Annotated in this window: 25 protein-coding genes; 5 read left to right on the plus strand and 20 right to left on the minus strand. The window is 42.9% G+C overall.

The genetic code is table 11. The features are described 5' to 3' along the window. Positions 1–177: 177 nt before the first annotated feature. Positions 178–1,335: a serine hydrolase domain-containing protein gene (locus J4E06_RS14800; protein WP_349524753.1), complete on the plus strand. Its 1,158-nt coding sequence runs from the start codon at positions 178–180 to the stop codon at positions 1,333–1,335. A gap of 226 nt (positions 1,336–1,561) precedes the next feature. Here the strand turns inward: J4E06_RS14800 and mfd are convergent, their stop codons facing one another. The 6 genes from mfd to J4E06_RS14830 form a co-directional block, all read right to left on the minus strand. Beyond that, positions 1,562–4,984 carry a transcription-repair coupling factor gene (gene mfd / locus J4E06_RS14805; RefSeq protein WP_349524754.1) on the minus strand — a complete coding sequence of 1,141 codons (3,423 nt, stop codon included), beginning with the start codon at positions 4,982–4,984 and terminating at the stop codon, positions 1,562–1,564. Between the two features lie 277 nt (positions 4,985–5,261). Further along, entirely contained in the window at positions 5,262–5,894 is a 633-nt protein-coding gene (gene pdeM, locus J4E06_RS14810; protein WP_349524755.1) for a ligase-associated DNA damage response endonuclease PdeM, read from the minus strand. A 225-nt stretch (positions 5,895–6,119) separates the two neighbouring features. Further along, the gene (locus J4E06_RS14815; RefSeq protein ID WP_349524756.1) at positions 6,120–8,582 is read right to left on the minus strand and encodes a ligase-associated DNA damage response DEXH box helicase; all 2,463 of its coding nucleotides are present in this window, start codon (positions 8,580–8,582) and stop codon (positions 6,120–6,122) included. A gap of 39 nt (positions 8,583–8,621) precedes the next feature. Continuing rightward, positions 8,622–8,906, minus strand: coding sequence for a GIY-YIG nuclease family protein (locus tag J4E06_RS14820; RefSeq protein WP_349524757.1), 285 nt, complete (start codon positions 8,904–8,906; stop codon positions 8,622–8,624). Between the two features lie 104 nt (positions 8,907–9,010). Next, positions 9,011–10,702, minus strand: a complete 1,692-nt coding sequence (locus J4E06_RS14825) for an ATP-dependent DNA ligase (protein ID WP_349524758.1) — start codon at positions 10,700–10,702, stop codon at positions 9,011–9,013. Next, complete coding sequence (locus tag J4E06_RS14830; protein ID WP_349524759.1) at positions 10,699–11,727, minus strand: ligase-associated DNA damage response exonuclease; 1,029 nt, start codon at positions 11,725–11,727, stop codon at positions 10,699–10,701. The genes J4E06_RS14825 and J4E06_RS14830 overlap by 4 nt, the downstream gene beginning before the upstream one ends. 90 nt (positions 11,728–11,817) lie before the next feature. On the opposite strand from J4E06_RS14830, the gene J4E06_RS14835 reads away from it, so the two are divergent. Next, complete coding sequence (locus J4E06_RS14835; protein WP_349524760.1) at positions 11,818–12,246, plus strand: tellurite resistance TerB family protein; 429 nt, start codon at positions 11,818–11,820, stop codon at positions 12,244–12,246. Here J4E06_RS14835 and fbp read toward each other — a convergent pair. Beyond that, the gene (gene fbp, locus J4E06_RS14840) at positions 12,243–13,250 is read right to left on the minus strand and encodes a class 1 fructose-bisphosphatase (protein ID WP_349524761.1); all 1,008 of its coding nucleotides are present in this window, start codon (positions 13,248–13,250) and stop codon (positions 12,243–12,245) included. The genes J4E06_RS14835 and fbp overlap by 4 nt on opposite strands. 111 nt (positions 13,251–13,361) lie before the next feature. Here fbp and J4E06_RS14845 point away from each other — a divergent pair, with 111 nt between their 5' ends. The 3 genes from J4E06_RS14845 to J4E06_RS14855 all read left to right on the plus strand — a co-directional run bounded on the left by J4E06_RS14845 (position 13,362) and on the right by J4E06_RS14855 (position 17,021). Then, the gene (locus J4E06_RS14845; protein ID WP_349524762.1) at positions 13,362–13,844 is read left to right on the plus strand and encodes a GNAT family N-acetyltransferase; all 483 of its coding nucleotides are present in this window, start codon (positions 13,362–13,364) and stop codon (positions 13,842–13,844) included. A 27-nt stretch (positions 13,845–13,871) separates the two neighbouring features. Continuing rightward, positions 13,872–15,122 (plus strand): aspartate kinase, encoded by a 1,251-nt coding sequence (locus tag J4E06_RS14850; protein ID WP_349524763.1) that lies wholly within the window; start codon positions 13,872–13,874, stop codon positions 15,120–15,122. A 78-nt stretch (positions 15,123–15,200) separates the two neighbouring features. Continuing rightward, on the plus strand, positions 15,201–17,021 hold the full coding sequence (locus tag J4E06_RS14855) for a GNAT family N-acyltransferase (RefSeq protein ID WP_349524764.1): 1,821 nt from the start codon (positions 15,201–15,203) through the stop codon (positions 17,019–17,021). Here the strand turns inward: J4E06_RS14855 and J4E06_RS14860 are convergent. From J4E06_RS14860 to serS, 13 genes are all read right to left on the minus strand, one after another. Beyond that, positions 17,018–17,509: a GNAT family N-acetyltransferase gene (locus J4E06_RS14860; RefSeq protein ID WP_349524765.1), complete on the minus strand. Its 492-nt coding sequence runs from the start codon at positions 17,507–17,509 to the stop codon at positions 17,018–17,020. The genes J4E06_RS14855 and J4E06_RS14860 overlap by 4 nt on opposite strands. An 80-nt stretch (positions 17,510–17,589) precedes the next feature. Then, entirely contained in the window at positions 17,590–17,961 is a 372-nt protein-coding gene (locus J4E06_RS14865) for a TM2 domain-containing protein (RefSeq protein ID WP_349524766.1), read from the minus strand. 51 nt (positions 17,962–18,012) lie between these two features. Further along, on the minus strand, positions 18,013–18,399 hold the full coding sequence (locus J4E06_RS14870; RefSeq protein ID WP_349524767.1) for a VOC family protein: 387 nt from the start codon (positions 18,397–18,399) through the stop codon (positions 18,013–18,015). A gap of 15 nt (positions 18,400–18,414) precedes the next feature. Further along, positions 18,415–18,921, minus strand: coding sequence for a DUF4199 domain-containing protein (locus J4E06_RS14875; protein WP_349524768.1), 507 nt, complete (start codon positions 18,919–18,921; stop codon positions 18,415–18,417). Between the two features lie 99 nt (positions 18,922–19,020). Continuing rightward, entirely contained in the window at positions 19,021–19,437 is a 417-nt protein-coding gene (locus J4E06_RS14880) for a response regulator transcription factor (RefSeq protein ID WP_349524769.1), read from the minus strand. A 9-nt stretch (positions 19,438–19,446) separates the two neighbouring features. Next, entirely contained in the window at positions 19,447–20,379 is a 933-nt protein-coding gene (locus J4E06_RS14885) for a 2-hydroxyacid dehydrogenase (protein ID WP_349524770.1), read from the minus strand. Between the two features lie 19 nt (positions 20,380–20,398). Next, positions 20,399–20,764: a cupin domain-containing protein gene (locus tag J4E06_RS14890; protein WP_349524771.1), complete on the minus strand. Its 366-nt coding sequence runs from the start codon at positions 20,762–20,764 to the stop codon at positions 20,399–20,401. A gap of 8 nt (positions 20,765–20,772) precedes the next feature. Then, entirely contained in the window at positions 20,773–22,125 is a 1,353-nt protein-coding gene (gene mgtE, locus J4E06_RS14895; protein WP_349524772.1) for a magnesium transporter, read from the minus strand. Then, complete coding sequence (gene rsmA / locus J4E06_RS14900; RefSeq protein ID WP_349524773.1) at positions 22,112–22,984, minus strand: 16S rRNA (adenine(1518)-N(6)/adenine(1519)-N(6))-dimethyltransferase RsmA; 873 nt, start codon at positions 22,982–22,984, stop codon at positions 22,112–22,114. Before rsmA ends, mgtE begins: the two co-directional genes overlap by 14 nt. 18 nt (positions 22,985–23,002) lie before the next feature. Further along, positions 23,003–23,311, minus strand: a complete 309-nt coding sequence (locus tag J4E06_RS14905) for a gamma-glutamylcyclotransferase family protein (protein ID WP_349524774.1) — start codon at positions 23,309–23,311, stop codon at positions 23,003–23,005. A 3-nt stretch (positions 23,312–23,314) separates the two neighbouring features. Beyond that, entirely contained in the window at positions 23,315–23,632 is a 318-nt protein-coding gene (locus J4E06_RS14910; RefSeq protein ID WP_119607489.1) for a DUF4286 family protein, read from the minus strand. An 88-nt stretch (positions 23,633–23,720) separates the two neighbouring features. After that, the gene (locus J4E06_RS14915) at positions 23,721–25,457 is read right to left on the minus strand and encodes a tetratricopeptide repeat protein (protein ID WP_349524775.1); all 1,737 of its coding nucleotides are present in this window, start codon (positions 25,455–25,457) and stop codon (positions 23,721–23,723) included. Positions 25,458–25,582: 125 nt separating this feature from the next. Beyond that, positions 25,583–26,854 (minus strand): serine--tRNA ligase, encoded by a 1,272-nt coding sequence (gene serS / locus J4E06_RS14920; protein ID WP_349524776.1) that lies wholly within the window; start codon positions 26,852–26,854, stop codon positions 25,583–25,585. Between the last annotated feature and the right edge of the window lie 26 nt (positions 26,855–26,880).

Below are 26,880 nucleotides of genomic sequence, written 5' to 3' on the forward strand. Positions count from 1 at the left end.
GCTGTCATTCCATATGGATGCTGAGCGCTGGTCGTTGAGCGAAGTCGAAATGAGTCGAAGCACAACACGGAATCTCATGCAAATAGGTGTTTTTGTATCAGTTGCCCTAAGTGTTATCGTAGATGATAAATTCCCCAACAATCACTACCTTTCTTGTCCAAACCAAACCTCCGAAAGATGAAAAATCTTCTTTTTACAGCAACACTGATTGTTGCTTTTGCCTCAACTTTTGAAACCAAGGCGCAAGAACTCAATTTTCCCGAACGCTACGAAACATGGAAAACCGCAGAGAAGGGTCAATTTAAGTTTGATCAAAAAGCTTTGGACAAAGCAGTAGAATACGCTAATGCAAATGAATATTCAGGTTCCAGGGATTTGCGAATTGCGATATTGGAAGGCTTCAAACATGAACCTTTCCATGAAATTCTAGGCCTTACCAAAAAGCGCGGTGGTCCTGCTGGAATGATTATGAAAAATGGCTATGTGCTGGCTTCGTGGGGCGATACCCAACGTGTGGATATGACTTTCAGCGTAACCAAAAGCTTCTTATCCACAGTGGCTGGACTTGCCGAAGACCATGGTTTGATCAAGGATACCAAGGACAAAGTGGGGGACTATATTTGGGATGGTACTTTTGATGGTGAACACAACTCCAAAATAACCTGGGAACACCTATTGCAACAAAATTCCGATTGGTCAGGAGAATTGTGGGGCGGTAAGGATTGGGCGGACCGTCCACCGAGTGAAGGCGGTCTGGACGATTGGAAATTCCGAAATCTCAACGAACCCGGTACCGTAATGGAGTACAATGACGTTCGTGTAAACGTGCTAGCTTACGCTTTGACACATGTGTGGAGAAAACCGCTCCCCATGGTGCTTAAAGAAGAGGTGATGGACAAAATTGGGGCTACTACTTCTTGGCGATGGTTTGGTTATGAAAACGCTTGGACTGTAATTGATGGAATGAGAATGAAATCTGTAACCGGTGGTGGGCATTCAGGTGCTGGACTTTTTATCTCCACAGAGGATATGGCCCGTTTTGGAACCCTCTTTTTGAATAATGGCAAATGGGAAGATGAACAAATCATTAGCGAAGATTGGATCAAAAAAGCCGTTACGCCTTCTGTGCCCAATGTGAATTATGGCTATATGTGGTGGCTGAACCAACAAGGAGGACGCCACTGGGATGGTGTTCCCGAACATGTGTTCTACGCCGCAGGTTTTGGAGGCAACTTTATTGTGGTGGACCAAAAAAGTGGATTGGTCATTGTAACGCGCTGGCTGGAACCTTCAAAAATTGGTGAGTTTGTAAAGCAGGTTTATGAGGCTTTGTAATATCATTCCGTGCGATTGTTGAGCGAAGTCGAAACACGACACGGAATCTCTTAAATGTTTGAGGTTTATAGAAGACTCTTGTCTCCCTGAACTTGTTTCAGGGTCTCATATGTTTTGATACTGTTCTGTAATTAAAAGGACACGAATTACACTAATTTTCACAAATTATAATTAGTGTCATTCTGAACGATGTCGAAGTATGACATGGAATCTCATCAAAAATGATTTAAACAGAAACATTTTCCTTTTGCGGCGTAAAAGGCTCCAAAACCTTCAAAGCCTTATCCACACTCGTAATCCTGTCAAACGTCAACAGCAACCGTAAACCTGTTCGTGTCTGTTTTTCCTTGAGCTTGGCCTGTTGGGGATGGCTCTGTACATATTGTAGCACTTGGGTAAACACAGCACTCTGGTAAAAACTGGATTGCTGGTCCGCAATAAAGTAACCGATAAATTTGCCCTTCTTCATGATCACCTTTTCCAAACCAATGTGGGTTGCAATCCATTTAACACGGACGGAATTCATCAAATCCACTACAGGTTCGGGCAATTCTCCAAAACGATCCACTAATTGGGCTTCAAATTTTTGTAAGCCTTCCTCGTCCTCCACATCGTTCAATTGGGTGTACAAGTTTAAGCGTTCGGTAATATTATTGATGTAATCATCGGGGAAGAGCAATTCAAAATCCGTGTCCAACTGCATCTCTTTCACATACACTTTTTCCTTATCGCCCTCAACTTCATCATACAATTCCTTGAACTCATTTTCCTTGAGCTCCTCAATGGCTTCGGAAAGTATTTTTTGATAGGTCTCAAATCCAATCTCGTTGATAAACCCACTCTGCTCTCCTCCCAACAAGTCACCGGCACCTCGAATTTCCAGATCCTTCATCGCAATGTTGAAACCACTGCCCAGTTCAGTAAATTGCTCCAGCGCTTCGATACGTTTTCGGGCCTCGGTGGTCATTACTTCGTAAGGTGGGGTAATGAAATAGCAGAATGCCTTTTTGTTGCTTCGCCCCACACGGCCACGCATCTGATGAAGATCGCTCAATCCGAAATTATTGGCATTATGGATAAAAATAGTGTTGGCGTTGGTCACGTCCAAACCACTTTCTATGATGGTGGTCGAAACCAAAACATCAAACTCACCGTTCATAAAGGAAAGCATCAAGGTTTCCAGTTTTTTGCCCTCCATTTGTCCGTGTCCAATCCCAATTTTGGCATCGGGTACCAAACGTTGGAGCATTCCCGCGACCTCCTTAATGTTCTCAATTCGGTTATGGATAAAGAACACTTGTCCGCCCCGTTGGATTTCATAGGATATCGCATCACGGATAATATCCTCGTTCAATCGAATTACATGACTTTCGATAGGGTAGCGGTTCGGTGGCGGCGTATTGATGACGGAAAGGTCACGAGCGGCCATCAAACTAAACTGTAGCGTCCTTGGAATGGGGGTGGCGGTCAGCGTGAGCACATCCACATTTTCTTTGATGGAACGCAGTTTTTCTTTTACCGAAACCCCGAATTTCTGTTCCTCGTCCACAATGAGCAAGCCCAAATCCTTAAACTTTACATTTTTGTTGACCAACTGGTGCGTTCCAATAATGATATCCACTTTGCCACTTTCCAAATTCTCTAGGGTCTCCCTTTTTTCCTTCGCTGTTCTAAAGCGGTTGAGGTAGTCCACCGTAACGGGCATTTCGTTCAATCGTTCCGAAAAAGTTCTATGATGCTGGAAGGCCAAAATGGTGGTGGGGACCAAAATAGCCACCTGTTTGCCATTGTCTACAGCCTTGAATGCTGCACGAATGGCCACCTCTGTTTTTCCAAAGCCTACATCCCCGCAGATCAATCTGTCCATGGGTCGCTCGCTTTCCATATCCTTCTTTACATCTTGGGTGCTTTTTTCCTGATCGGGAGTGTCCTCATACAAAAACGATGCTTCCAACTCGTGTTGCAGATAGCTATCGGGAGCATATTGAAATCCTTTTTCCAATCGCCGTTTGGCATAGACTTTTATGAGGTCGAAAGCAATCTTTTTGACCCTGGCCTTGGTCTTTTGCTTGAGTTTTTTCCAAGCCGCCGAACCCAGTTTGTATATTTTGGGAGGCGCCCCGTCCTTACCGTTGTACTTGGAAATTTTATGAAGCGAATGGATGCTCACGTAGAGGATATCACGGTCACCGTAAATCAGTTTGATGGCTTCCTGCTTTTTGCCCTCCACATCAATCTTCTGCAAACCACCAAACTTGCCTATACCATGATCAATATGGGTCACATAATCGCCGATTTCCAGTTTGTTGAGTTCCTTCAGCGTGATGGCCTGCTTTTTGGCGTAGCCATTCTTTAAATGGAATTTGTGGTACCGCTCAAAAATTTGGTGGTCGGTATAGCAGACCAATTTGAGGTCATCATTAACAAATCCTTGGTACAAAGGAAAAATGATGGTTTGATAGTGAACCGTTTCGTCCACTTCATCAAAAATGTCGTGAAAGCGTTTGGCCTGTTGCTCGGTGGAACAGAAAATATAATTGCTGTAACCCGCATCCCGATTGTCATTGAGATTTTCAATAAGCAGGTCAAATTTTTTGTTGAAAGCTGGTTGGGGTTTGGTGTTGAATTGGATGATGTCACTTCGACTTCGCTCAGTGACCGTTTCTCCTGTATTTTGGTGGCTGAGCGGAGTCGAAGCCCCAATCTCGAAACATAAATAATCCTTCAATTGCTCTTTCAACAAAGCTGAATCTAAAAAGAGTTCCTTGGGCTTCGCGTGTTTGATTTCTTGACTCAACTTGGCAAAACTCTCCTCTGCTTTTTCAAAAAAGGAATCAATACGGTCGTAGATCAGCGCAGGGTTTTTCGCAAAGACTACCGTGTTGGCCGAAATATATTTTAAGAAGCTTTCCCGTGTTTCCTCGGTAAACTTGTTTTCCACATTGGGTATGATGGTAATTTTCTTCACTTTGTCGGTGGAAAGCTGGGTTTCCACATCAAAAGTTCGGATACTGTCCACTTCATCCCCGAAGAACTCGATACGATAAGGTTCATCGTGCGAGAAAGAAAAGACATCCACAATACCTCCACGAACAGAAAATTCCCCAGGTTCGGTCACAAAATCCACACGTTTAAACTGGTATTCGAACAGCACTTCGTTTAAAAAATCCAACGAGATTTCATCGCCCAATTTTATTTTTTGGGTGTTTTTGTCCAGTTCCTTTCGCGTGACCACTTTTTCAAAAAGGGCATCGGGATACGTAACGATTATCGCCGGTTTCTTTCTGGAGTTGATGCGGTTCAACACCTCGGCACGTAAAAGCACATTTGCGTTGTCGGTCTCCTCAATTTGATAGGGTCTGCGGTAACTGCCTGGATAAAAAAGCACGTCTTTTTCTCCAATCAACTGCTCCAAATCATTCAAAAGATAAGCAGCTTCTTCCTTGTCGTTCAAAATCAACAAGAATGGTGAATCGGCAGACTTGAAAGCTTCGGAAACCACAAAAGAAAGTGAAGAACCAACAAGCCCTTTTATGCTTATTTTTTGACTGTCACCTCGAGCTGCGTCGAGAGGTTGGGCAATAATCTCCCTCAGTTTCCCAAGTTGGGGAGACTGTTCAAAAAGTTGTGAAATCGGGGTTTTGGTCAATCCAAAAAACTTTGCGGCAAAGATAAACCGCGAAAACTTGTGTTAAAAATGTTTTTTTAGGTTTCTTGTACAGATACTGGACTATGATGTCATTCTGAGCAGAGCGAAGAATCTATTTGTTAGAGACTTGACACGAATCGCACGAATTATTGCAAATAAATGGTAGGTCATTGCGAACCCGATGCGGAATCCATCAGCCTTTAAGAGGATTCCTGCTTTCGCAGGAATGACAATTGGCTAAAGGTCCCTGAGCGAAGTCGAAGGGACATTGTGGGTTCTAAACCCTAATAATACTGTCCTCAACAATGGCAAAAACTTCATCACCTTGCTTGGGTTGGAGAGCGTGTGTTCCCGTAAATTGACCAAAGGCTGGCAAAATCATTTGATTGTTAGACTTAAAAAAACAGGGCAATTTGATACGTTCCCTACCAAAACCTTTGAGTTTGATAGAGGGGTGAATATGACCGCAAAAGGTAAAATGGCCCTCACGTTCTTCGGGATGATGGGTCAATAAAAAAGAGTCAATAACCAACTCTGGAAATATGGAAATTTTTAGTTTTTCGAACTTTTCGGGGGCAATAATGTCGTGGTTGCCTGTCACCAAAAGGATTTCGGAAGGTGTTTTGCCTACCCAATTCTCAAACAATTCCCATTCTTTATTGAGCGATGAATGGAACAGGTCGCCCAAGAAACAGACCTGAAACGGTTGAAAATCGGAAACGATTTGATCCAGCAACAGAAAATTCTTGTGAATGGCCTTTCGGGGAACAGCGGCACCAAACTTCCTAAAATGGGAGACCTTGCCCAAATGCACATCGCTGATGAGCAAGAGTGATTTTTCCATCCAAAACAATCCACCCAAAGGGTGAAGTTGAAATTCTTGATTTTGTATTTGAATATTTTGTGTCATTTGCCTTCGATACTGCAAATTTAGTTTAATTGTCATTTCGAGCTGTCACCCTGAGCGCAGTCGAAGGGGCAGTCGAGAAATCTATTTGGCGCTGAATTTCTCAAATGATGCTTTGTCTCATATTAAAAATGACCACATAGCGTCATTCAAAACTTGCTTCAGTATCCCTGTCAGATGCGATTCCGTGTCGGGGCACGGAATGACAGGTGCTTGGATGTCCGTTGGCTATTTGGTCAATTTATTTATCATTCGTTGGATGCGGTCCGCCAATTTTTCGTTGGATAGTTTTTCTCGCAGTCTGTCGGTAATTATCGGGAAAGATAAGGGCGTGGGCTGTGAACATTTTTTCCAAACAATATCCTGTTCCGCAATACGCTCCAAGGCCAATCGTAGTCGACCTTCTTCCAGTTGATGCTCAAAAGTTTCGGTAAAGGCCTGTTGGTAAAGTAGATTATCATCTTCAAAATCACGGAACACATCAAACAGCAATTCCGAACTGCTTTGCAGATGCTTCATTTTGACTCCTTTCTCGGGATAGCCCGTAAAAACCATTCCGCTGATTACGGCAATGTCCCTAAACTTTCGACGCGCCATTTCATTCGAATTCAAACTTTTTTGAAGGTCGGACAACATATATTCTGGAGTAAACAGGTTGTTGTCCAAAATTTCCTGAATGTTGATTTCCCTGTCTGATAGCAACTCAAACCCATAATCATTAAAAGCGAGGGAACACGTTATCGGCATCAACAAACTGATGCGATAGGCCAAGAGACTGCTCATCCCTTCGTGAATGGCCCTACCTTCAAAAGGATAGAACATATGGTGGTAGCCATCACGGGTCTTAAAGGTTTCTATTAAAAATTGATGGGGTTGTGGAACAATGCTTTCCTCCCGTTGTTTGATAAACATGGGGTCCAATGCCTGGATTTCTTCGGATTGTTCCGAAAACTCCAATTCGGCCGTATACAATTCCTGCCGCAACAGTTCGGACATTTTTGCGGAAAAGCTCAGGCGTCCGCCCATCCAGCTGGGCACTTTGTTGGTTCGTTTTTTGGAATTTCGAACGTGTGCGGCCATCCCTTTGATCCTAATAAATTCCAGATTTCGTCCTGCAAAGGTGAAAACATCGCCGGGGCTCAGTTTGGAAATAAAATATTCTTCAATACTGCCGATATAGCCTCCTTTCTGGTAGCGAACGGAGATAGTGGCATCGCCCACAATGGTCCCGATTTGAAACCGATGTCGCATAGCAACCGCCCTGCTGTTCACTTTGAATTTGCCATCTTCTTCAACCTCCACCTTTTTATACTCGTCGTAGCTCTTCAAACTTTGGCTTCCCATCACCAAAAAATTGAGCAGCCACTGCCATTGTTCTTCGGTCAAGGTCTGATAACAAAAGGTCTGTTTGATTTCTGGATAGATTTCATCAGGATAAAACCCATCGGAAACCGCCAAAGTGGTCAAATACTGAATAAGAACATCAAAGCTGTTGAGGTAGGGTATGCGGTCTTCCACGGCACTGTTCAGCACGGCTTTTTGCATGGCCGAAGCTTCGACCAACTCTATGGCGTGGGTGGGTAAAAAGTAAATGACGCTTTCCTTGCCCGGTCGGTGACCGCTGCGCCCTGCTCGTTGTAAAAACCGGGCCACACCCTTTGGGCCGCCAATTTGGATCACGGTTTCCACAGGCGCAAAATCCACTCCAAGGTCAAGGCTCGATGTGCAGACCACTGCTTTTAGACTTTCGTTTCGGATGGCTTGCTCCACCCACAGCCGGGTTTCTTTGTTGATACTGCCGTGGTGCATCGCCATTTCGCCAGCAAACTCAGGGTATTTTTCCAAGATTTTCTGAAACCAGATTTCACATTGGCTTCGGGTATTGGTAAAAAGCAAGGTGGTTTTACTGTTATTGATGATGGGCACCACCTGATCTAAAAGATGTAATCCCAAGTGTCCACGCCAAGGAAAGGTTTCCATTTCCTTTGGAATAATACTTTTTACCGTGATTTTTTTGTTGAGGTTGGCCTTTACCAAAACCGAATTCTCCAATTCTGGAGATGTTGGGCCCAACAGGACTTCGAGAGCTTGCTCCAAATTTCCGATGGTGGCCGATATGCCCCAAATGCGTAATTCCTTGCAGATAGTTTTTAATCGGGAGATTCCCAATTCCATTTGAACTCCACGTTTGGTTCCTAAAAGCTCGTGCCATTCGTCCACCACAATGGCGGAGCAGTTCTTGAATGTTTTTTTATAGTCTTTGGATGACAATAACAACTGCAGACTCTCAGGTGTGGTAATCAATAAGTCGGGCATATGGGTGCGCATTTTTGTCCGTTCTTTCGCTGAAGTGTCCCCCGTGCGAATGCCCACGGTCATTTGGGTTTCCAAGTCTTGGGTGATGCGCTCTGCGGATTGTTTGATTTCCTGTGAAAGTGCTCGGAGGGGGGTAATCCAAATAGCTTTTAGTCCTTTTTTGTGCTTGGTCTTGTAATCAGGATTGTTTTTGATGTAGTTGAGCACAATGGGAAACCAAAGTGCGTAGGTTTTTCCGCTACCCGTGGGAGCATTTAACAGGCCGTGTTTGCCTTCCAAAAAGGCATTCCAACTCTCTTTTTGAAAAGGGAATGGCTTCCAATCTTGTTCTTGAAACCAATTTTCGGCTATTTCTAGTAGTTCTTTTCTGTTCATATTCCGAGCAAAGCGAAGGAATCTGTCAAATAGGTGGATTTACCATTCCAAAGACAAATCCTTCCAATCCGGATTTGTTGCATTTATCAAATCTTCCTTCCTTTTCCGATTACCAGCCCTTAACTGCTTTTCCCTTTCAAAGGCCTCTTTTACGGTATCAAATTCTTCAAAATATACCAAGTTATGGCAATTATATCTTTTTGTGAACGAATACGCATATTTGCCGTTTTTGTGCTCACCTATACGTCTTTGTAAATCATTGGTGGCTCCAATATAGAGGACGGTTTTATTTTTATTCGTTAAGATGTAACAATACCCTTTCATTATTGATGGTTGTTTTAAACACATAGATTTCAAACAATAGCATTTGAAATAATCTGTTCGGTTTCTATTTACTGGGGTTATGCTACAAATTCAATTTTTCTGGTTTATTTGTTGAGGGATTCCTTCGTTCCACTCGGAATTAGTGCTTTTAAATCGTCCAAAGAATTGGCCTCATCGATTTTTTTGTCCTTCCGCCATCTTAAAATTCTGGGAAAGCGGGTGGCAACACCACTTTTATGTCGCTTGGAAGGAGCAATGCCTTCAAAAGCGATTTCAAAAACGTGCAGCGGGGTCACGCTCCGAACGGGACCAAAACGCTCCAAGGTATTTTTCTTGATCCACGCATCCACTTGTCTAAACTCTTTATCCGTTAATCCCGAATAGGCCTTGGCAAAGGTGACCAGTTCTTTTTCCCCTTGTTCGTTTGTGTCCCAAAGCGCAAAGGTATAGTCGGTAAAAAGATTGCTTCGCCGGCCATGTCCCCGCATGGCATAGGTGAGCACGGCATCAATGGTCAACGGGTCGACCTTCCATTTCCACCAATCCCCTTTTTTTCGTCCCACTTGGTAGGTGGAGTCATTGTGTTTGAGCATGAGCCCCTCACTGTGTTTTTCCCTGGACAATTCCCTTTCTTTTGCCGCCTCTTCCCAAGAATTGAATTGTATCCGTTCGGAGAGGAGTAGTGGCAGTTCGTTATAAGAGGTGTCGCTTCGACTCATTTCGACTTCGTTCAATGACCAGCGCTCAGCGTCCCCGATATTTAACGTTTCGGACGTAAAAGTTTCCAAGATATGTCTTCGCTCCAGATAAGTTTTATTTCTGATGTCCTTACCCTTCCACTCCAGCACATCATACACTTTCAATTTGACGGGAATCTTTTCTAAAAGTGATCTTGAAATATTTTTGCGTCCGATTCGGGTCTGAAGATCTTTAAAAGTGCCTATTTCACCTTTGGGATAGGGGAGCAGTTCACCATCCAATACTGTTCCGTTAGGGATAACGCCTACGAAGGCCTCAAATTCAGGGTATTTGTCTGTAACTAGTTCTTCCCCACGGCTCCAAACAAAGAGTTCATCATTTCGAAGAATTACTTGGCAGCGAATACCATCCCATTTGTGTTCTGCGGACCATTGGTTCACATCCCCCAAGTCGGTAATATCGTCTTCCACAGCGTACGCCAAAAAGAAAGGATAAGGTTTGGACAGATAATCGCTTTCCTTTTCTTCCAAAATGAGGTCATGAAAGCTGATACCGTTCGGGTCCCAATTGCCCATTAATTTGTAGGCGAGGATGTCTTCTTCGATGCCAGTGGCTTTGGACAGTGCACGGGTCATTAATTTTTGACTTACCCCAATCCGGAAACCACCCGTAATCAATTTGGTAAAAACAAACCGTTCGTAGTAATCCAACACCGACCAATTTTGAAATAGGTATTTCTTTTTTTCGTTCTCGGATTTTGGCTTCAAGGCAATCATCTCCTGTAAAAATGTGGTGAGTGATTTTTTAGACCCTTTTTCTGATGATGGTACTACCAAAGCGATGGTCTCCGCCAAATCCCCGACAATGTGGTAACTCTCTTCGAACAGCCAAGCAGGAATGTTGGAAAGTTCAGCGGCCCATGTACGAAGTAAGGTTGTATTTACAGGTCGTGGAGGTCTTCGGTGGGAGAGAATGGCTATGGTCCAAACCTTATCCTTGTCGTTGGTTTCCAAAAAATAGTCGGAAAGTGCCTGTACCTTTAGGTTGGTTTTGTTGGTGCCATCCAATGTTTTTATGAGTTGGGCAAACTGTTTCATTCCACCTCCGATTTTTCCTGTTCGGTGGTATTATCTTCGGATAGTTCATCCTCGTATTGTGTGGCTTCCGTTCGGGCGTTGTACCCCAGTTCCTGTAAATATTTGGAGAAAATATCAGTATAGCCATGGGTGCAGATGATTTTTTCAGCACCGGTGGCCTCAACAGTTTTCAAAAGTCCGCTCCAATCACAATGGTCGCTTAGCACAAAACCTTTATCAATGGCCCTTCGTCTGCGGGCACCCCTAAACGCCATCCAACCACTGGCCGTGGCCGTCACATAAGGCACCATTTTGCGAATCCAAGTGCTTCCATGGGCACTGGGGGGTGCTAACACCATATTGCCCAAAAGCTCGTCTTTTTTGGTGTCCTTGGTAATCAAATGGGTCGATGGCAGATCGACCAAAGGACGCAATACGTCTGTCATATTTTCCACAGCTCCGTGGGTATAAATTTTTCCGATGGAGGTGTTCAAATGTTTCAACAAACGCTGGGCTTTGCCCAGGGAATAACCGAACAATACAGAGGTTTTGCCTTCAGATTTGTTCTGAGCCCACCACTGGTTGATATCGTTGAACACCTCTTTTTGAGGTCGCCATTGAAAGGCGGGCAACCCAAAGGTACATTCGGTGATGAAGGTGTGGCACTTTACGAGTTCAAAGGGAGTGGAGAGCCCATCATCCTCGATTTTATAATCCCCGGTAAAGACCCAAACCTCCCCTTTGTGCTCTACCCGTATTTGGGAAGAACCCACAATATGTCCTGCAGGGTGCAAACTGAACTTTACGTTGTTTATAGTGAAGGTCTCGCCCCAATCCTTGCCGCTTATGTTCACATCACCTAGACGATGTTGTACAATGGGAATATTCTTATGGTGGGTAATGTAGTGTTGGTGACCCCATCTGCTGTGGTCGGCGTGTCCGTGGGAAATGATGGCCTTGTTCACCGGTTTCCATGGATCCAAATACACATCCGCTTGTTCACAGTAGATTCCTTTGGGGGTAAATTGCAGCAAAGGTGTTTTCATAGCAGCCGTAAATTACAAATTTCTTTTGGTGCCCATTTTATATATTATATCTCTTTTAAAGATTTATATTTGTCCCACAAAATTTGAGATATGCCAATTTTAGATCTTTACGAGCACGGAGACCATAGGAAGAATTTGGCCCATTTTGCCACATTGGCAAGTTTAGCTGCGGTTGATGGGGAAATCAACCCTAAGGAGATGGCCGTTCTGGAAAAGTTTGCCTTTAAACTCAACATCAGCGAGGATGAATTTAAAGAGGTGATGAAAAAGGAGAACAAGTACCCCATTGAAACTCCGCACAGTGGCGAACAAAGATATAAGAGGCTGTTTGAATTTTTTCAGATCATTTTCTCCGACCATGATATTGATGCTGAAGAACGCAGAATTGTAGAAAAGTATGCCATCGGGTTAGGGTTTTCAACAAAATCCGCTGCTGTCATTATCGATAAATCCATCAAAATTTTTAGAGGGAATATCCCATTCGAAGATTATCACGAGTTGGTAAGGCGCGAAAGCTAGTATTTGGCCATGAACTCCTCAGCTTTTTCCACCATTTTTTTACTGCCACAGAAAAAAGGAACCCGTTGATGTAACTCAGTGGGCTGTATGTCCATGACACGTTTATATCCGTCACTGGCCTTGCCGTTGGCCTGTTCGGCCAAAAATGCCATGGGGTTGCACTCGTACAGCAAGCGGAGCTTACCGTTCTGGGCCTTGCTGGTTTTGGGATATATGTAAATCCCGCCCTTGATCATGTTCCGGTGAAAATCCGATACCAGCGAACCGATGTACCGTGAAGTGTAGGGTCTGTCATCCTCTTCCATTTGACAGTATTTGATGTAATCCTTTACCCCTTGGGGAAAATGGACGTAATTACCCTCGTTAATGGTGTAGATGTTTCCAGTTTCCGGAAATTGCATATTTGGATGGGAGAGGTAAAAGGTGCCCAATGCAGGGTTCAGCGTAAAACCGTTTACTCCATCCCCAGTAGTGTAAACCAACATAGTAGACGTGCCATAAATAATGTAACCTGCGGCAATCTGATTCTTTCCGGGTTGTAAAAAATCTTCTAAGGTCACTGGGGTCCCTACTGGTGTAACCCTTCTATAAATGGAAAAAATGGTACCTACGGAGACATTTACGTCAATGTTGGAGGAGCCATCCAAAGGATCTATCAAAACCACATATTTATTTTGGTGCTGTTTGTCAAAACTATTGATACTGATAAAATCATCCTCCTCTTCCGAAGCGATACCACAGACAATTTCTCGATTTTTTAAGGTCTGAATGAACTTTTCATTAGCCAGAACATCCAATTTTTGTTGATTTTCCCCTTGAATGTTGGTTTCTCCTGCCGCACCGATAATGTCTACTAGTCCCGCTTTGTTCACTTCATGATTCACTACTTTTGCGGCCAACCGAATACCGTTGAGCAGTCTAGAAAGTTCCCCTGAAGTGTATTGAAACGAATTTTGATTGGCGATGATAAATTCACCCAGCGTGCGATGTTGCTTCTCAAACATGGAAAGGCTGTTTTATTTGAGGACAAATATCGGGCATTTTGTGAAACTACAACGTTTTCGAAAGACTTTAATTGTGTAATTTTATAACTTTGAGTTTTATTTGTAACAATTATGGAGTATACAATCAGAGCCGCACAACCTGCAGATATGGAGCAAGTGTTCCAACTAATACAAGAACTGGCCAATTTTGAAAAGGAACCCGATGCCGTCGAGATAAGCAAGGCTGATTTGGTGAAACATGGTTTTGGTGATCAAAAAATGTTCCATTGTTTTATTGCGGATACCAGCGAAGGTATTGCAGGCATTGCCTTGGTGTATCCTAGATATTCAACTTGGAAAGGACCTGCAATTCACTTGGAAGATTTAATTGTTTCCGAAAAGATGCGGGGAAGTGGTCTGGGTACTGCATTGTTGGATGAAGTGGTCAAGTATGGCCACAATCTAGGAGTAAAGCGTATTTGTTGGGAGGTGTTGGACTGGAACGAACCTGCCATTGAGTTTTATGAAAAGAAAGGAGCCCATGTGCTCCGGGATTGGGATGTGGTGCAACTGGATGAAGCAGGAATCAAAAATTATATAGAGAGCCTTAACTAGGCCGTCAATTTATAGAAGATAAGATACATGAGGGTATTCAAGTTTGGTGGGGCATCCGTTAAAGATGCCAATGCGGTAAGGAACATGGTCAATGTTTTACAAGAAGTGGGTTACCAAGACACCTTGGTCGTCATCTCGGCCATGGGGAAGATGACCAATGCCATGGAAACGGTGGTTGAATCCTATTTTAAAAATAAAGAGGAGGTAAATGCCTCTATTCAAGAGGTGATCGATTACCACCATAGGATTTTGTCCGATCTTTTCCAAAACCCGAACCACCCCGTTTATGCAAAGGTTAAAGTACTTTTTGAAGAGGTAAAGGGATTTTTGGCATGGAACAAATCTCCCAAGTATGCCTTTGTGTACGATCAGGTGGTATCTTACGGTGAGCTGTTGTCCACGACCATTGTGAGTGCCTATTTGAACGAGGTTGGGATTTTGAATGAATGGGTAGATGTTCGCACCCTTATAAAAACCGATACCTCCAACAGGGATGCCCAAGTAAATTGGGAGCGTACTCAAAAGGAGGTGGTCTCGCAGGTGGATGTGTCCAAGTTGTATATCACCCAAGGATTTTTGGGTAGCGATGACAATAATTTCACCACTACCTTGGGCAGGGAAGGTTCGGATTATTCCGCAGCAATTTTGGCGTATTGCCTTAACGCGGAATCCGTGACCATTTGGAAAGATGTCCCTGGAGTTTTGAATGCCGATCCCCGGAATTTTGAAAACGCACAATTGCTTGACAAAATTTCATACAGAGAAGCGATTGAATTGGCATTTTATGGAGCCTCGGTAATTCACCCCAAAACCTTGCAACCCTTGCAGCGAAAAGAAATCCCTCTGAAGGTTAAATCCTTTATGAACCCTAGGGACAAAGGAACAACGGTAGGAAAAGGCAATGGCATAGAGCCAAAGGTGCCCTGCTTTATAGTGAAAAAGAATCAGGTGTTGCTAAAACTTTCGTCCCTGGACTTTTCTTTTATTGTAGAGGACAACATCAGCGAGATTTTCAAGCTGTTCCACGACCATCGACTCAAAGTGGACCTTATCCAAAATTCGGCGATTAGTTTCTCCGTTTGTTTGGACAATAAGTTTCGGGGACTTCCACCTTTATTGGAAGAACTTAAACGAAAATTTAAAGTAGTTTGCCACGAAGATGTTTCACTTTATACCATACGCCATTTTAATGATGATTCGGTCAAATCCCTTCAAAATGGAAAGTCCGTTTTGGTAGAGCAAAGAGGCAAGGAAACTGTTCAATTGGTTGTAAAATAAAAGCTTAGACTTAATATTTAGGTAAAAAGTGCTCTAGGGTTTATTTTCTATCTTTACACGTACCTAAATACTTTTTCTATGGGTTTGGTTTCTGCTAAAGAGGTGGCGAAAGTCATCCATCTGGACAAATATGGCTTTTTGGGCACTTTTGTAGGATGGCTTTTAATGGTGGCCACCCGCATTAGCACTATCAACAGGTTTTACGATAAGAACAAAGACCTTTCGGGTCCTAAGTTTCTGGATGCTATTCTGGAACATTATGAAATAGATTTTGAAATCCCCGAAGAAGACCTAAAAAGACTTCCTAAATCAGGCCCATACATCACCATTAGCAACCACCCTTTAGGTGGTATAGATGGTGTGTTGTTGCTCAAACTATTATTAAAGGAAAGACCCGATTATAAAATTATAGCCAATTTTTTATTGCACAGGATAGAACCTATGAAGGACTACATTATGCCTGTGAATCCTTTTGAAAATCACAAAGATGCCAAAAGTAGTATCGTTGGGTTTAAAAATGCCCTCCAACATTTGCGCGATGGCCATCCTTTGGGGATTTTTCCAGCGGGAGAGGTGTCTACCTACCGCGACGGTAAATTGGTGGTGGACCGACCTTGGGAAGAAGCAGCCATTAAACTGATTCGAAAGGCCGAAGTGCCCGTGGTTCCCATTTATTTTCATGCACGGAACAGCAGGTTGTTCTACCGATTGTCCAAGATTGATGATGTGTTCCGAACGGCCAAACTACCTTCGGAACTTACCTCACAGAGTCGACGTCCCATCAAAGTCCGTATCGGTCAGCCTATTTCCGTAAATACCCAGAACGAGGAAGAGACTTTGGAAGACTTTGCAGAATTGTTGCGAAAAAAGACTTATTTATTGGCCAACGCTTTTGAAAAGGAACGTTTTTTGGACAAAGTGCCCACCTCTCTCAAAATACCAAAACCACCAAAAAAGATCGCCACTGCCATTAGTGCTGAGGTGTTAAGTGGTGAGATTGATAAACTGCGGGAGAAAGATTGCCGTATGTTGCAAAGCAAGAACTATGAAGTGTTCCTGGCCCAGGCCACGGATATGCCTTTTTGTTTGAACGAGATCGGACGCCAACGAGAAGTAACTTTCCGAGAAGTAGGGGAGGGCACTAACAATGCCATTGACCTGGACAAGTTTGATTCTTACTATCACCATTTGTTTTTGTGGGACAATGACAAAAAAACTATTGTTGGAGCCTATCGTATGGGTTTGGGTTCGGAAATCTTCAAAAATTATGGGATAGATGGTTTTTATCTTCAGGACCTGTTCCGATTTGAACCCGAACTGTATGGAATGATGGAAAAATCCATTGAAATGGGAAGGGCCTATATTGTAAAGGAGTATCAGCAAAAGCCGATGCCCTTGTTTTTGCTTTGGAAGGGGATTGTACACACTACCTTAAGGCATCCCGAGCACAGATACTTGATTGGAGGAGTTAGTATAAGCAATCAATTTTCCAACTTTTCCAAATCGTTGATGATCGAGTTTATGAAATCCAATTATTGGGATCCCTATGTGGCACAATACATTCGTCCCAAAAAGGAATTCAAGGTAAAGTTGAAAGATGCCGACAAAGAGTTTGTTTTTGATGAGACACAGGCCGACCTGAACAAGTTCGATAAATTGATCAGTGAGGTGGAGCCCGGTAGTTTACGATTGCCTGTATTGATCAAGAAATATATCAAACAGAACGCCAAGGTTGTGGCATTTAATGTTGACCCGTTGTTTAATAACTCTGTGGATGGATTAATGTACATCCGTATTGCAGATTTGCCCGAAAGTACGGTAAAGCCCGTTATGGAAGAGTTTCAAGCGGAACTGGAACGTAAGGTGGCCGAAGGAAATAACCACTCCGAGGAGGACTAGTTCGCACCAACAGTACTACTTCTTCTTTCGAACAATAGATTGTCTTTCCAAATCCCATGAAGTTTGCCGATACGTTCCCGTTTTCCGATATAGCGAAAACCTGCTTTTTCGTGCAATTTAATGCTGGCTGTGTTTTCTGGAAATATGCCGGATTGTATGGTCCAAAAACCGGCCTTTTCACTTTCTTTGATCAAATGTGTCATCAGTAGTTGACCAACACCCTTGCCGCGACTTTTATTGGAAACATAAACACTTACCTCACCGACACCGCCATACACACAACGACTGGATACGGGAGATAACGCCGCCCAACCCATGATTTCATCATCGTTTTCAGCTAACAAACGACATTTTTCCGAATGGGCTTTATCCCAATCCTGGTAAGTGGGAGCTTGTGTCTCAAACGTGGCAAGGCCGGTAGCGATTCCTTCCAAATAAATTCTTGAAACCTCTTCCCAATCCGATGCCTCCATAGTTCTGATGATCATATCTTAAACCGCTTATTAATTGTAATATTACGATGAATAAATGATTAAAAAAAGCCAGATTTTTATCTGGCCTTAATTTTTTAGAACCAAGGTTTTTTGCCAACCTGATAAGTGTTGTAGAACTCGTCATCAGATTTTGTGAGGTAGATAATACCCTCTATCAAACCGATGATCCATGCTGCTGAGGCACCAATTCCGCAGGTAATAGCCCCCAAAATGATTGTTACACCCAATAGGATAAAACCTTCTTTGTTATAACCTAATATAAACTTGTGAACTCCAAATCCTCCAAGTACAATGGCTAAAATACCAGCAAGAATTTTTTTGTTGTCTCCTCCTGCACTTTGAATTCCTTCTTTGAACTCATCAGCGGTTTTTTTTGCTTCTTCTTTAAAATCGCTTTTTGCTTCTTCCGCTTTGTCGCCAAGGTCTTTTTTTTCTTCTTCTGACATGGTTTAAATGTGTTGGTTAATGATAGCTAAATGTAGCAAATAAATCCTTATCTACAGAAAAGCTTTATCAACAGGTTCCCAAAGTTCCAGTTTATTGCCTTCGGGGTCTAGAATCCAACCAAATTTGCCATATTCATATTCTTCAATTTCCCCTACCACAGTGACACCTTCTTTTTTCAAAACCTTGAGCAGTTCCACCAAATTTTCTACCCGAAAATTCATCATAAACTGTTTTTCGCTGGGTTTAAAGTATTCCGTTTTTTCATCCATCGGACTCCATTGCGTGGAACAGTTGTTATCCTCTTTGTCCTTCCACCAAAAAGTACAACCATATTGGTCGGTGTTGAGGCCCAAATGGTTTTTGTACCAATCCTTGATTTTGTTCGGGTCCTTGCTCTTAAAGAAAAAGCCGCCAAGTCCTGTTACTCTGTTTTTCATGATATTTGTTTATGATTATTTTCTCTGCAATACCAAAGCGGAAAGTAGCGAAATGATGAATCCGATGACGAAGACCGTCATGGCCATTAGGGCAAAGGAGAACAAGGGGTTTGAAAACAGTTCCTTTTGGGATTCCATTTCAGTCAATTTTGCTTCAAACTCATCTGCTGGAAGCGAAGCTTTCATGGTCTCAACGCTTTGGTTGTAATATTCGGTCATAAAGTTTGGGTTGAGCACTTCGGTATAAAACACATCAAGAATACCAAAAGCCAAAGCAGTGATCAAACTGATCAAAACACCAATAAGTAGCGCTTTTTTAAAACTCACCTTACCATCATTTTCCTTGTCCCGATACTGTTTGATGCCAATAAAGACAAAGCTCAACGCTATAACCATGGAAACATACCCCAAAACTTCTTGGGTGGAATAGGGGAGATCGTTCAAAACAAACCAGCTTATCAGAAAAAGTATGCAAATGGTAATGGATCCATACAGCCCAAATCGGAGAACAGTTTTTTTCATGGTCAATTGTTTAAATGGTTGACTCAAAAGTAGGAATTGGGACAATAGAAAGACTCATACTAAAGTACCAAAATCAGTGTGTACTGACTTTAAAATGAGCTAAATGCCCAAAATTTCAAGATCTTTTGCCCGTTGAATGGCCTGTGTGCGGCGTTTGGCATCCAACTTTACCAAAAGGTTGGAAACATGGGTTTTGATGGTACTTTCCGATACAAAAAGTGCTTCCGCAATTTCTTTGTTGGACAATCCTTTGGATAGTTGTACCAACACTTCGTATTCCCGTTGGCTTATTCCAAGCTGTTCAATCTTTTTTAGATTGATTTCAGAAGTGGTTTTTTCTTTTTTTCGCAACACTTTTTTGTTGATATGGATGCCAATGAAGAAAAATACGAGGGCGATTATAGCAATGGTGATTTCTATGGAAATATCACCGGATAGATAGGCATATTTGCTCAATTGAAAGAGGACGAGCAACGCGACAATCAAGGCCGAAAAAACAAAAATGGTCTTTTTCACCCACTAAAATTAACAAAATCTTTCTTTGACTTTGTCAACAATGGTCTGAGCCAATTTTTCCTTGCTTTCCACCGTCCATCCTGCTACATGAGGAGTAAGTAGTACATTTTTGGCCTTTCGGAGATATTTAAAAGCCTTTGGCTTTTGCATGAACATATTCTCAAAAGACTTTTTTTCATATTCCAACACGTCCAGTCCAGCACCCAGAATTTTACCGGATTTTAATCCTTTTACCAAATCTTTCGTAACTACACATTTACCACGAGCCGTATTCAAAAGCCAAAAAGGTTTGTGGAACCCTTTAATAAATTCTGTATTGACCATGCCCATGGTTTGTTCGGTTTGGGGCACATGTAAACTTACAATATCCGAGCGCTGTTGAAATTCCATAATCCCAACTTGACGGGCATTATCGTCGTCCACACCGCCAACTATATCATAACAAATAACCTCTACATCAAAACCCCGTAGCTTTTTTGCAAAGGCCTTGCCCATATTTCCGTAGCCAATGATCCCCACGGTTTTGCCATCCAGTTCCACACCACGGTTAGCCTCGCGTTTCCATTTTCCTTTTTTTACCTGGCGGTTGGCTTTGCACATATGGTTCATTAGGGAAAGCAACATACCCAAAGTGTGTTCGCCTACGGCATTTCGGTTGCCTTCCGGGGCCGATGCCAAAAATATTTCTTTGAATTTGGCGTGTTCCACATCAATATTTTCCAATCCAGCGCCGACTCTCCCTATAAATTTTAGGTTGACGGCCTTGTCCAAGAACTGTTGGTCTATGGTAAACCTGCTTCGGATAATGATGCCATCGTACAAATGAATCCTTTCTTCTACTTGCTCCTTAGTTGAAGTATAGTCTTCGTGGTTTTCGAAACCAAGTTCGGCAAATTGGTCTAGGAGCAAGGGGTGATTGGTATCGAGGTGGAGAACTTTCATAACGTCAAATATACAACTCCTATATTTTTGGGTAGTGGGTCTGTGTTTTTTCGTGAAGCACGTTACCTGTATGTGCGGTGCTCATTTTTTCAAACAGAAGCACGTGTACCTCTTCACCGTTTTTGGTCATGGGATTGTGTTCCACACCTTTGGGTACCACAATAATTTCTCCTTCGTTCACTACTTCGGTCCTATCACGATATTGCATGTAGAGGGTGCCCTTGATTACTTGGAACAACTCATCTTCGTTTTCGTGGGCGTGCCAAACAAATTCCCCTTGCAGTTTGGCCAACAGCACTTGCATATCATCTACCACAGCTATTTGGTGTGGATGCCATTGTTTGATAAATTCAGCGTGTTTTTGTTTTATGTTGATGGGTTTCATGGCAAGATTTAAATTCCTAAAATGATTTTGGCAATCCAAAAATAAATAAGGATTCCAAAAATATCATTGCTCGTGGTAATAAACGGACCCGTGGCAATGGCGGGATCTATATTTCTTTTGTGAAGGAACAGCGGAATAAAGGTCCCGATGAATCCTGCTACCACAATTACTACAACTAATGAAAGCGAAATGGCCAATGCCGTGGCAAAATCTCCTTTCCAAATCCAGGTGAAGAGTAAAAGTAAAACAGCCAAAATGAACCCATTCAAGAGGGCCAACAACATTTCTTTGAACAAATGGTTTCGTACGCTGCCTTTTAGATCATCGTTTGCCAGACCTTGCACCACAATAGCACTGGACTGCACACCTACGTTACCTGCCATCGCCGCAATCAGTGGCGTAAAGTAAAACAAGACGGCGTGCTTGGATATCATATCCTCAAAAGTTCCCATAATCGCTGCAGCGCCAAGGCCACCGAAAAGACCCAAGATCAACCAAGGAATTCGAGCACGGGTAAGTATCCAAATGCTATCGCTTACTTCCACATCTTGCGAGATACCGGCCGCCATTTGGTAATCTTTGTCTGCCTCTTCTCGAATCACATCGACAATATCATCAATGGTGATTCTACCGACCAATCGGCCAATCTCGTCTACTACAGGAATCGCCTCCAAGTCGTATTTGGACATAATCTTGGCAACTTCTTCTCCTTTTTCGTTGACGTTAACGGCATCTACTTTCGAGATATAAACATCTTTGATATGCGTTTTGGTGGAAGCGGTCAGCAAATCTTTTAAAGAAAGCCTGCCTTTGAGCTTGCCCTCATCATCTACAACATAAATGGAGTGTACCCTTGTAACATTTTCAGCTTGCGCCCGCATTTCCTTTACACAGGTGGTCACGGTCCAATTCTCGTTGACCTTTACCAACTCTTTGGCCATAAGTCCCCCTGCAGAGTTGTCTTCGTAACGCAAAAGATCTACAATGTCCTTGGCGTGTTCCCGATCCGCTATCTCGGAGATAACTTCCTGCACAAGTTCCCTTGGAAGCTCATTGATAATATCCGCAGCATCATCCGTATCCAGTTCGGAAAGCTCTCCCGCAATTTCCTTTGCGGTAAGGTTTTTAAGTACGGCCTCCCGGATGTCTTCGTGCATTTCTGCAAGAATATCCGAGGTTTTTTCGCTGTCCAGAAGTTTGATTAGGTAAGTAGCCCCTTCAACCTCCAGTTCGTCCGCTATCTCCGCAATATCGGCATAGTGGAACTCCTTCATCATGGCCTGAAGTTCGAAATCCTTGTTTTCTGCAATCAGTTGCCTGATTTCTTCTAAAAGCTCGTCTGTAAGTTTAAACGGGGTCATTGGCTATCTTCTGTGTCAACATTACAAAGTCAGCTACACTTAGCTGTTCTGGGCGTTGGTCAAAGATAGTATCTTCTTTTAGATTATCGGAAAGGTTGAAGACTTTAAGACTGTTGCGTATGGTTTTACGCCTCTGGTTAAAGGCAGTTTTCACCACTTTAAAGAAAAGGCGTTCGTCACAGGGAAGGTTCAGTTCTTTTTTTCGAGTAAGTCGAAGAACGCCCGAATCCACCTTTGGAGGAGGGTCAAAAACACCTGGTGGTACGGTGAACAAATATTCAGCATCATAATAGGCCTGAACAAAAACAGATAGTATTCCGTAGGTTTTGCTTCCAGGTCCTTCGCAGATGCGTTTGGCCACTTCTTTTTGGAACATTCCGGAAAATTCGGGTACCTGATGGCGCATCTCCAACATTTTAAATACAATCTGGCTAGAGATATTATAGGGGAAGTTCCCTGTGATGGCAAACTGTTCGTCACCGTAAAGTTGGGTCAGGTCAAACTTGAGGAAGTCTGCTTCAATAATGTTAAGGCGATTGTTGCTTTTTAGGATGTCAGCATGTTCCAAAGGGAAGCTATGGTTGAGGTAAACGATGGACTCTTCGTCCAAATCCATGGCCACTAAATCCAAATCCCGTTGCAGTAAATGTTTGGTGAGTACACCCATTCCAGGTCCAATTTCGATGACATTGGAGTATCCTTCCAAGGAAAGTGTCTGAGCTATTTTTTCGGCAACGGATTCATCTTTGAGGAAATGCTGGCCCAAATGTTTTTTTGCCTTTACCGCACCATCTTCTTGCTCATATTTGTTTTTGTGAGAGGGGCCGTTGGAGTACTTCTTCTTTTTCTTTTTGGACACAGATGGTTTTTTTGCAAGTTAGTTGGAATTTTCGATATAGATCCAAGCTTCGTCACCAGATTCCAAGTGGAATTTTTCCCGTTTGTATGCACTGGTCTCGTAAATATCTGCTTTTTTAAGGTCCGCATCGTTAACCTCATAAGCCATTCCCGCTACTTTATCTTCAGGGTTCTTTGTGTTGACAACCAGAGGGTAACGACCATAAACTGCATTATCCATTTTCTTGAAACCCAATGCAACATCTTCTTTTCCTTTGAGCAGGCGCCCAAAAATATATTCCTGCACCTGCAGCTCTTGAAGCGTTCCGTAGGAAAACAGATATTTCAAAATTTAGGGTATTTGTTGACTCACGACCTCCAACTCTGTTCTAAAGGCAACGAATTTGTTCGGGAACATTTTCTGTGCATCGGCACGTAATCGGTCCGCGTCTTCTTTGTAATAAGCCTCCAAAGTATCTCTACTTTGAGTTGTGTATTGCACGGAGTAGGTGATACCTCCCATATCCTCTTCCACTAAAACCTTTACCATTTTTGCGTGCGAAAATTTTCCTGTAGCGAGCATATCGGGCAGGTGTTTGTCTTTCATCCAATCCAACCATTGGTCGTGGACACTTTCGTCTATATTGATGGTAACGTTGTATATCAGCATTGGTCTTGTTTGTTTCTTTCTGGGGTGAAAGTACTGTAATTTTTGAGAACTCTTATTCTGGGATTCCCGCCTTCGCGGGAATGAAGAATTAGTTGATAGCATCTCCACGTAGCCTCCTAAAATTCTTGCGAGCTTGGGGGAAATAGTAACTGTCCTGATAGTTATAGATGATTTTCTCGTAATGACTTTTCGCCTTTTCGGGCTCGTTCAAGATGTTCTCGTACAATTCTCCCAGAGCAAAGTGTGCATCATCGGCCAAGATGCCATCAGAATAGAACTCTACAATCTTTTGATAGTTGAACTCGGCACTTTCATAATTTTTCTGCTCTATCAATAGTTCTGCTTGTTTCAGCAGGGCTTCATCTTCAATTCTTTCTCCTTTATGGTTCTGCAAAATATCTTCCAGTGACTCAATGGCCTCTTTGTTTTTATTTTGATAGGCCAGCAAGTCGGCCCTGGCATATTTTTTCAACGCGGTTTGTGTGGAATCTTCGAGGGAGTTATCCGAAATCAGCAAACTTAATTGCATCGCATCGTTCGCAATAAGCTGAGAGGTAGAACTTCGCAACACTTTGAGTTGGGTGAGTGCCCAATCAAAATCCCCTTTATAAAAACTGGTCTGTGCCACTTTAAAACGGGCATCTTGTCCAAGTACATCGTTTTTTACGCTTTTTTGCACTTGTGTGAACAGGATCAGGGCTTCGTTGAACCTTTGGTCGAACACTAAAATGTCACCAAGTGCCAATTTCACATAAGCCATTGTCATTCGCCCCATCGGGAGTTCCAAACTTTGTTTGAGCATGGCAATAGCGGGCTCGGGCTGCTCTTTTTTAAAGGTCAGGAAACTGGCATAGGCTATCTGAAGTTGCAGGGTTTGACTTTGATTGCCGTATGTTTCCACCAAGTCTTCAAATTGTTTTTCCACATCATCCAAAACCTTTTTGGTTGGGTTTTCCAGCGCAATATCGATGAGATTGAGCTCTGCATTGAGTTTGGTTCTGGGATTTTCGGTATTGTCCACAATATATTCGTAGATGGAAGTAGCTGTTTCCAAATCTTTATCTTCCAAAGCTATGCTTCCCAAGTTTTCCAATCTGTCCACGGATTGACCCTCGCTTCGTTTATAAATGGCCTTTTCTTGACTGAAAGCACTGTTGTATTGTTTTTGCTGTACAAACAGCCAACTTAATAGTTCGTTCCAGAGAATATCAGGTGCTTTCTGCGCATTTTGAAGCAGCACTTTTCGCAAGAGCACATTGTTTTCATTAGAAGGATCCTCGGAGATAAAATCATCAATGTTTCGAAGTACGTTGGAACGGGATGTCCGTCCCTCCCAGATAAGATTGAGGTAGGATTGGTACATTTTTGCAATGTCGCCCTGTTCGCCATAGATGCGCGCCAATTGAAAATCGTAGTTGAGATCTGGTTTCAATTCCATTGCCTTGGTGTAGGCTTGGATGGCATAATCCAACAGCGCATATTTTTGGAAACGATAGCCTACGCTGTAGCCGTAGTTGGGGTTATCCTCGATTTTATTGATGGCCTTATCGTAATAGGTGCTGGCCTTTTCAGCTTCATCTTTTAGGGTGAAATTGTACCCTAATTCAATATAAAAAGTGGGAAAGGCGTAGCTGTCCTCTATTTTTTGAAGTAAAAATGATTCGGCATCATCATAGCGCTCCAATTGTTGGTAGCAGGCCACCAATCCCTCGGCATAGTCTGTGCGCCTTGGATTGGTTTCCACCAATTTTTCGTAGAATACCACTGCTTTCTCGTAATCACCATCCTGAAAGTATTGTTTGGCCAAGAAATCTTCTTGAGCCATTCCAATACTGCTGGATAGCATACATATGAAAAACAAAAGACGTCGCAATAGCTTGTTTTCTTTCAAATATAACGCAGAAATGTGGGGGATTCTGTTAAGCGAATCCAAATTAATGGTTGAAAACCTTAATCGATGGTGTCAAAACCGCAGTAAGGAACCAAAACCTCGGGTATTTTTATGCCCTCATCGGTCTGATAGTTCTCCAAGATTCCGGCCAAAACCCTTGGCAAGGCCAAAGCGCTTCCGTTCAAGGTATGGGCCAATTGGCTTTTCCCATTTTCATCTTTGTAGCGAAGCTTTAAACGATTGGCCTGAAACGTTTCAAAATTGGATACGGAACTAATTTCCAACCAACGATCCTGGGCGGTCGAGAATACCTCAAAATCAAAAGTCAACGCAGAAGTGAAGCCCAAATCTCCTCCACATAGGCGCAAAACACGGTAAGGTAATTTCAATTCACGAAGAATATTTTTAACGTGTTCCACCATTTCATCCAAAGCTTTATATGAATTATCGGGGTGCTCCAATCGTACGATTTCCACTTTGTCGAATTGATGCAAACGGTTTAAACCGCGAACGTGTGCGCCATAACTTCCTGCTTCACGACGGAAGCACGGGGTGTAGCCTGTATATTTGATGGGAAAATCACTTTCTGACAACAAATCACCGCGGTGCAAGTTGGTCACAGGTACTTCGGCGGTTGGAATAAGGTACAAATCATCGGCTTGTACGTGGTACATTTGGCCTTCTTTGTCGGGTAACTGACCTGTTCCGTAGCCAGAGTCTTCGTTGACCATAAGTGGCACTTGCATTTCGGTGTAGCCTGCTTCGGCATTTTTGTCCAAAAAATAGGCAATCAAGGCACGTTGCAAACGAGCCCCTTTTCCTTTGTAAACAGGAAACCCAGCGCCTGTGATTTTTACCCCAAGCTCAAAATCGATGATGTCGTATTTTTTGGCCAACTCCCAATGTGGTAGCGCTTCTTTGGATAGGGTGGGGATGTTTCCTTCCTTAAAAATCTCTTCGTTGTCCTCTTCCGAGTTGCCAGCTGGGACAGATTCGTGGGGTACGTTCGGAATCAAATACAACTGCTGCTGAAGTTCATCGGCAGTAGTGTTTAGGTCGTCCCCTAGTTTTTTTGATGCTTCTTTGAGTCCAGCAGTTTTTTCTTTTAGAACATTGGCTTCCTGTGCTTTTCCTGTTTTGAAAAGTATACCAATTTCTTTGGAAAGTTTGTTGGATTCGGCCAAGGTAGCGTCCAGTTCGGTTTGGATGGAACGTCTTTTTTCGTCGAGTTCCAAAACCTTTGATATCATGGGTGCGGCATCGAGGTTACGCTTTTTTAAAGCGGTAATGATACTTTCCTTATTTTCCCTAATGTTCTGTATTTGAAGCATGGCCTTGTTTTGAGGCGCAAATTTAA

The organism is Allomuricauda sp. NFXS6 (assembly GCF_040148835.1).
In the GTDB taxonomy this organism is placed as follows: domain Bacteria; phylum Bacteroidota; class Bacteroidia; order Flavobacteriales; family Flavobacteriaceae; genus Flagellimonas.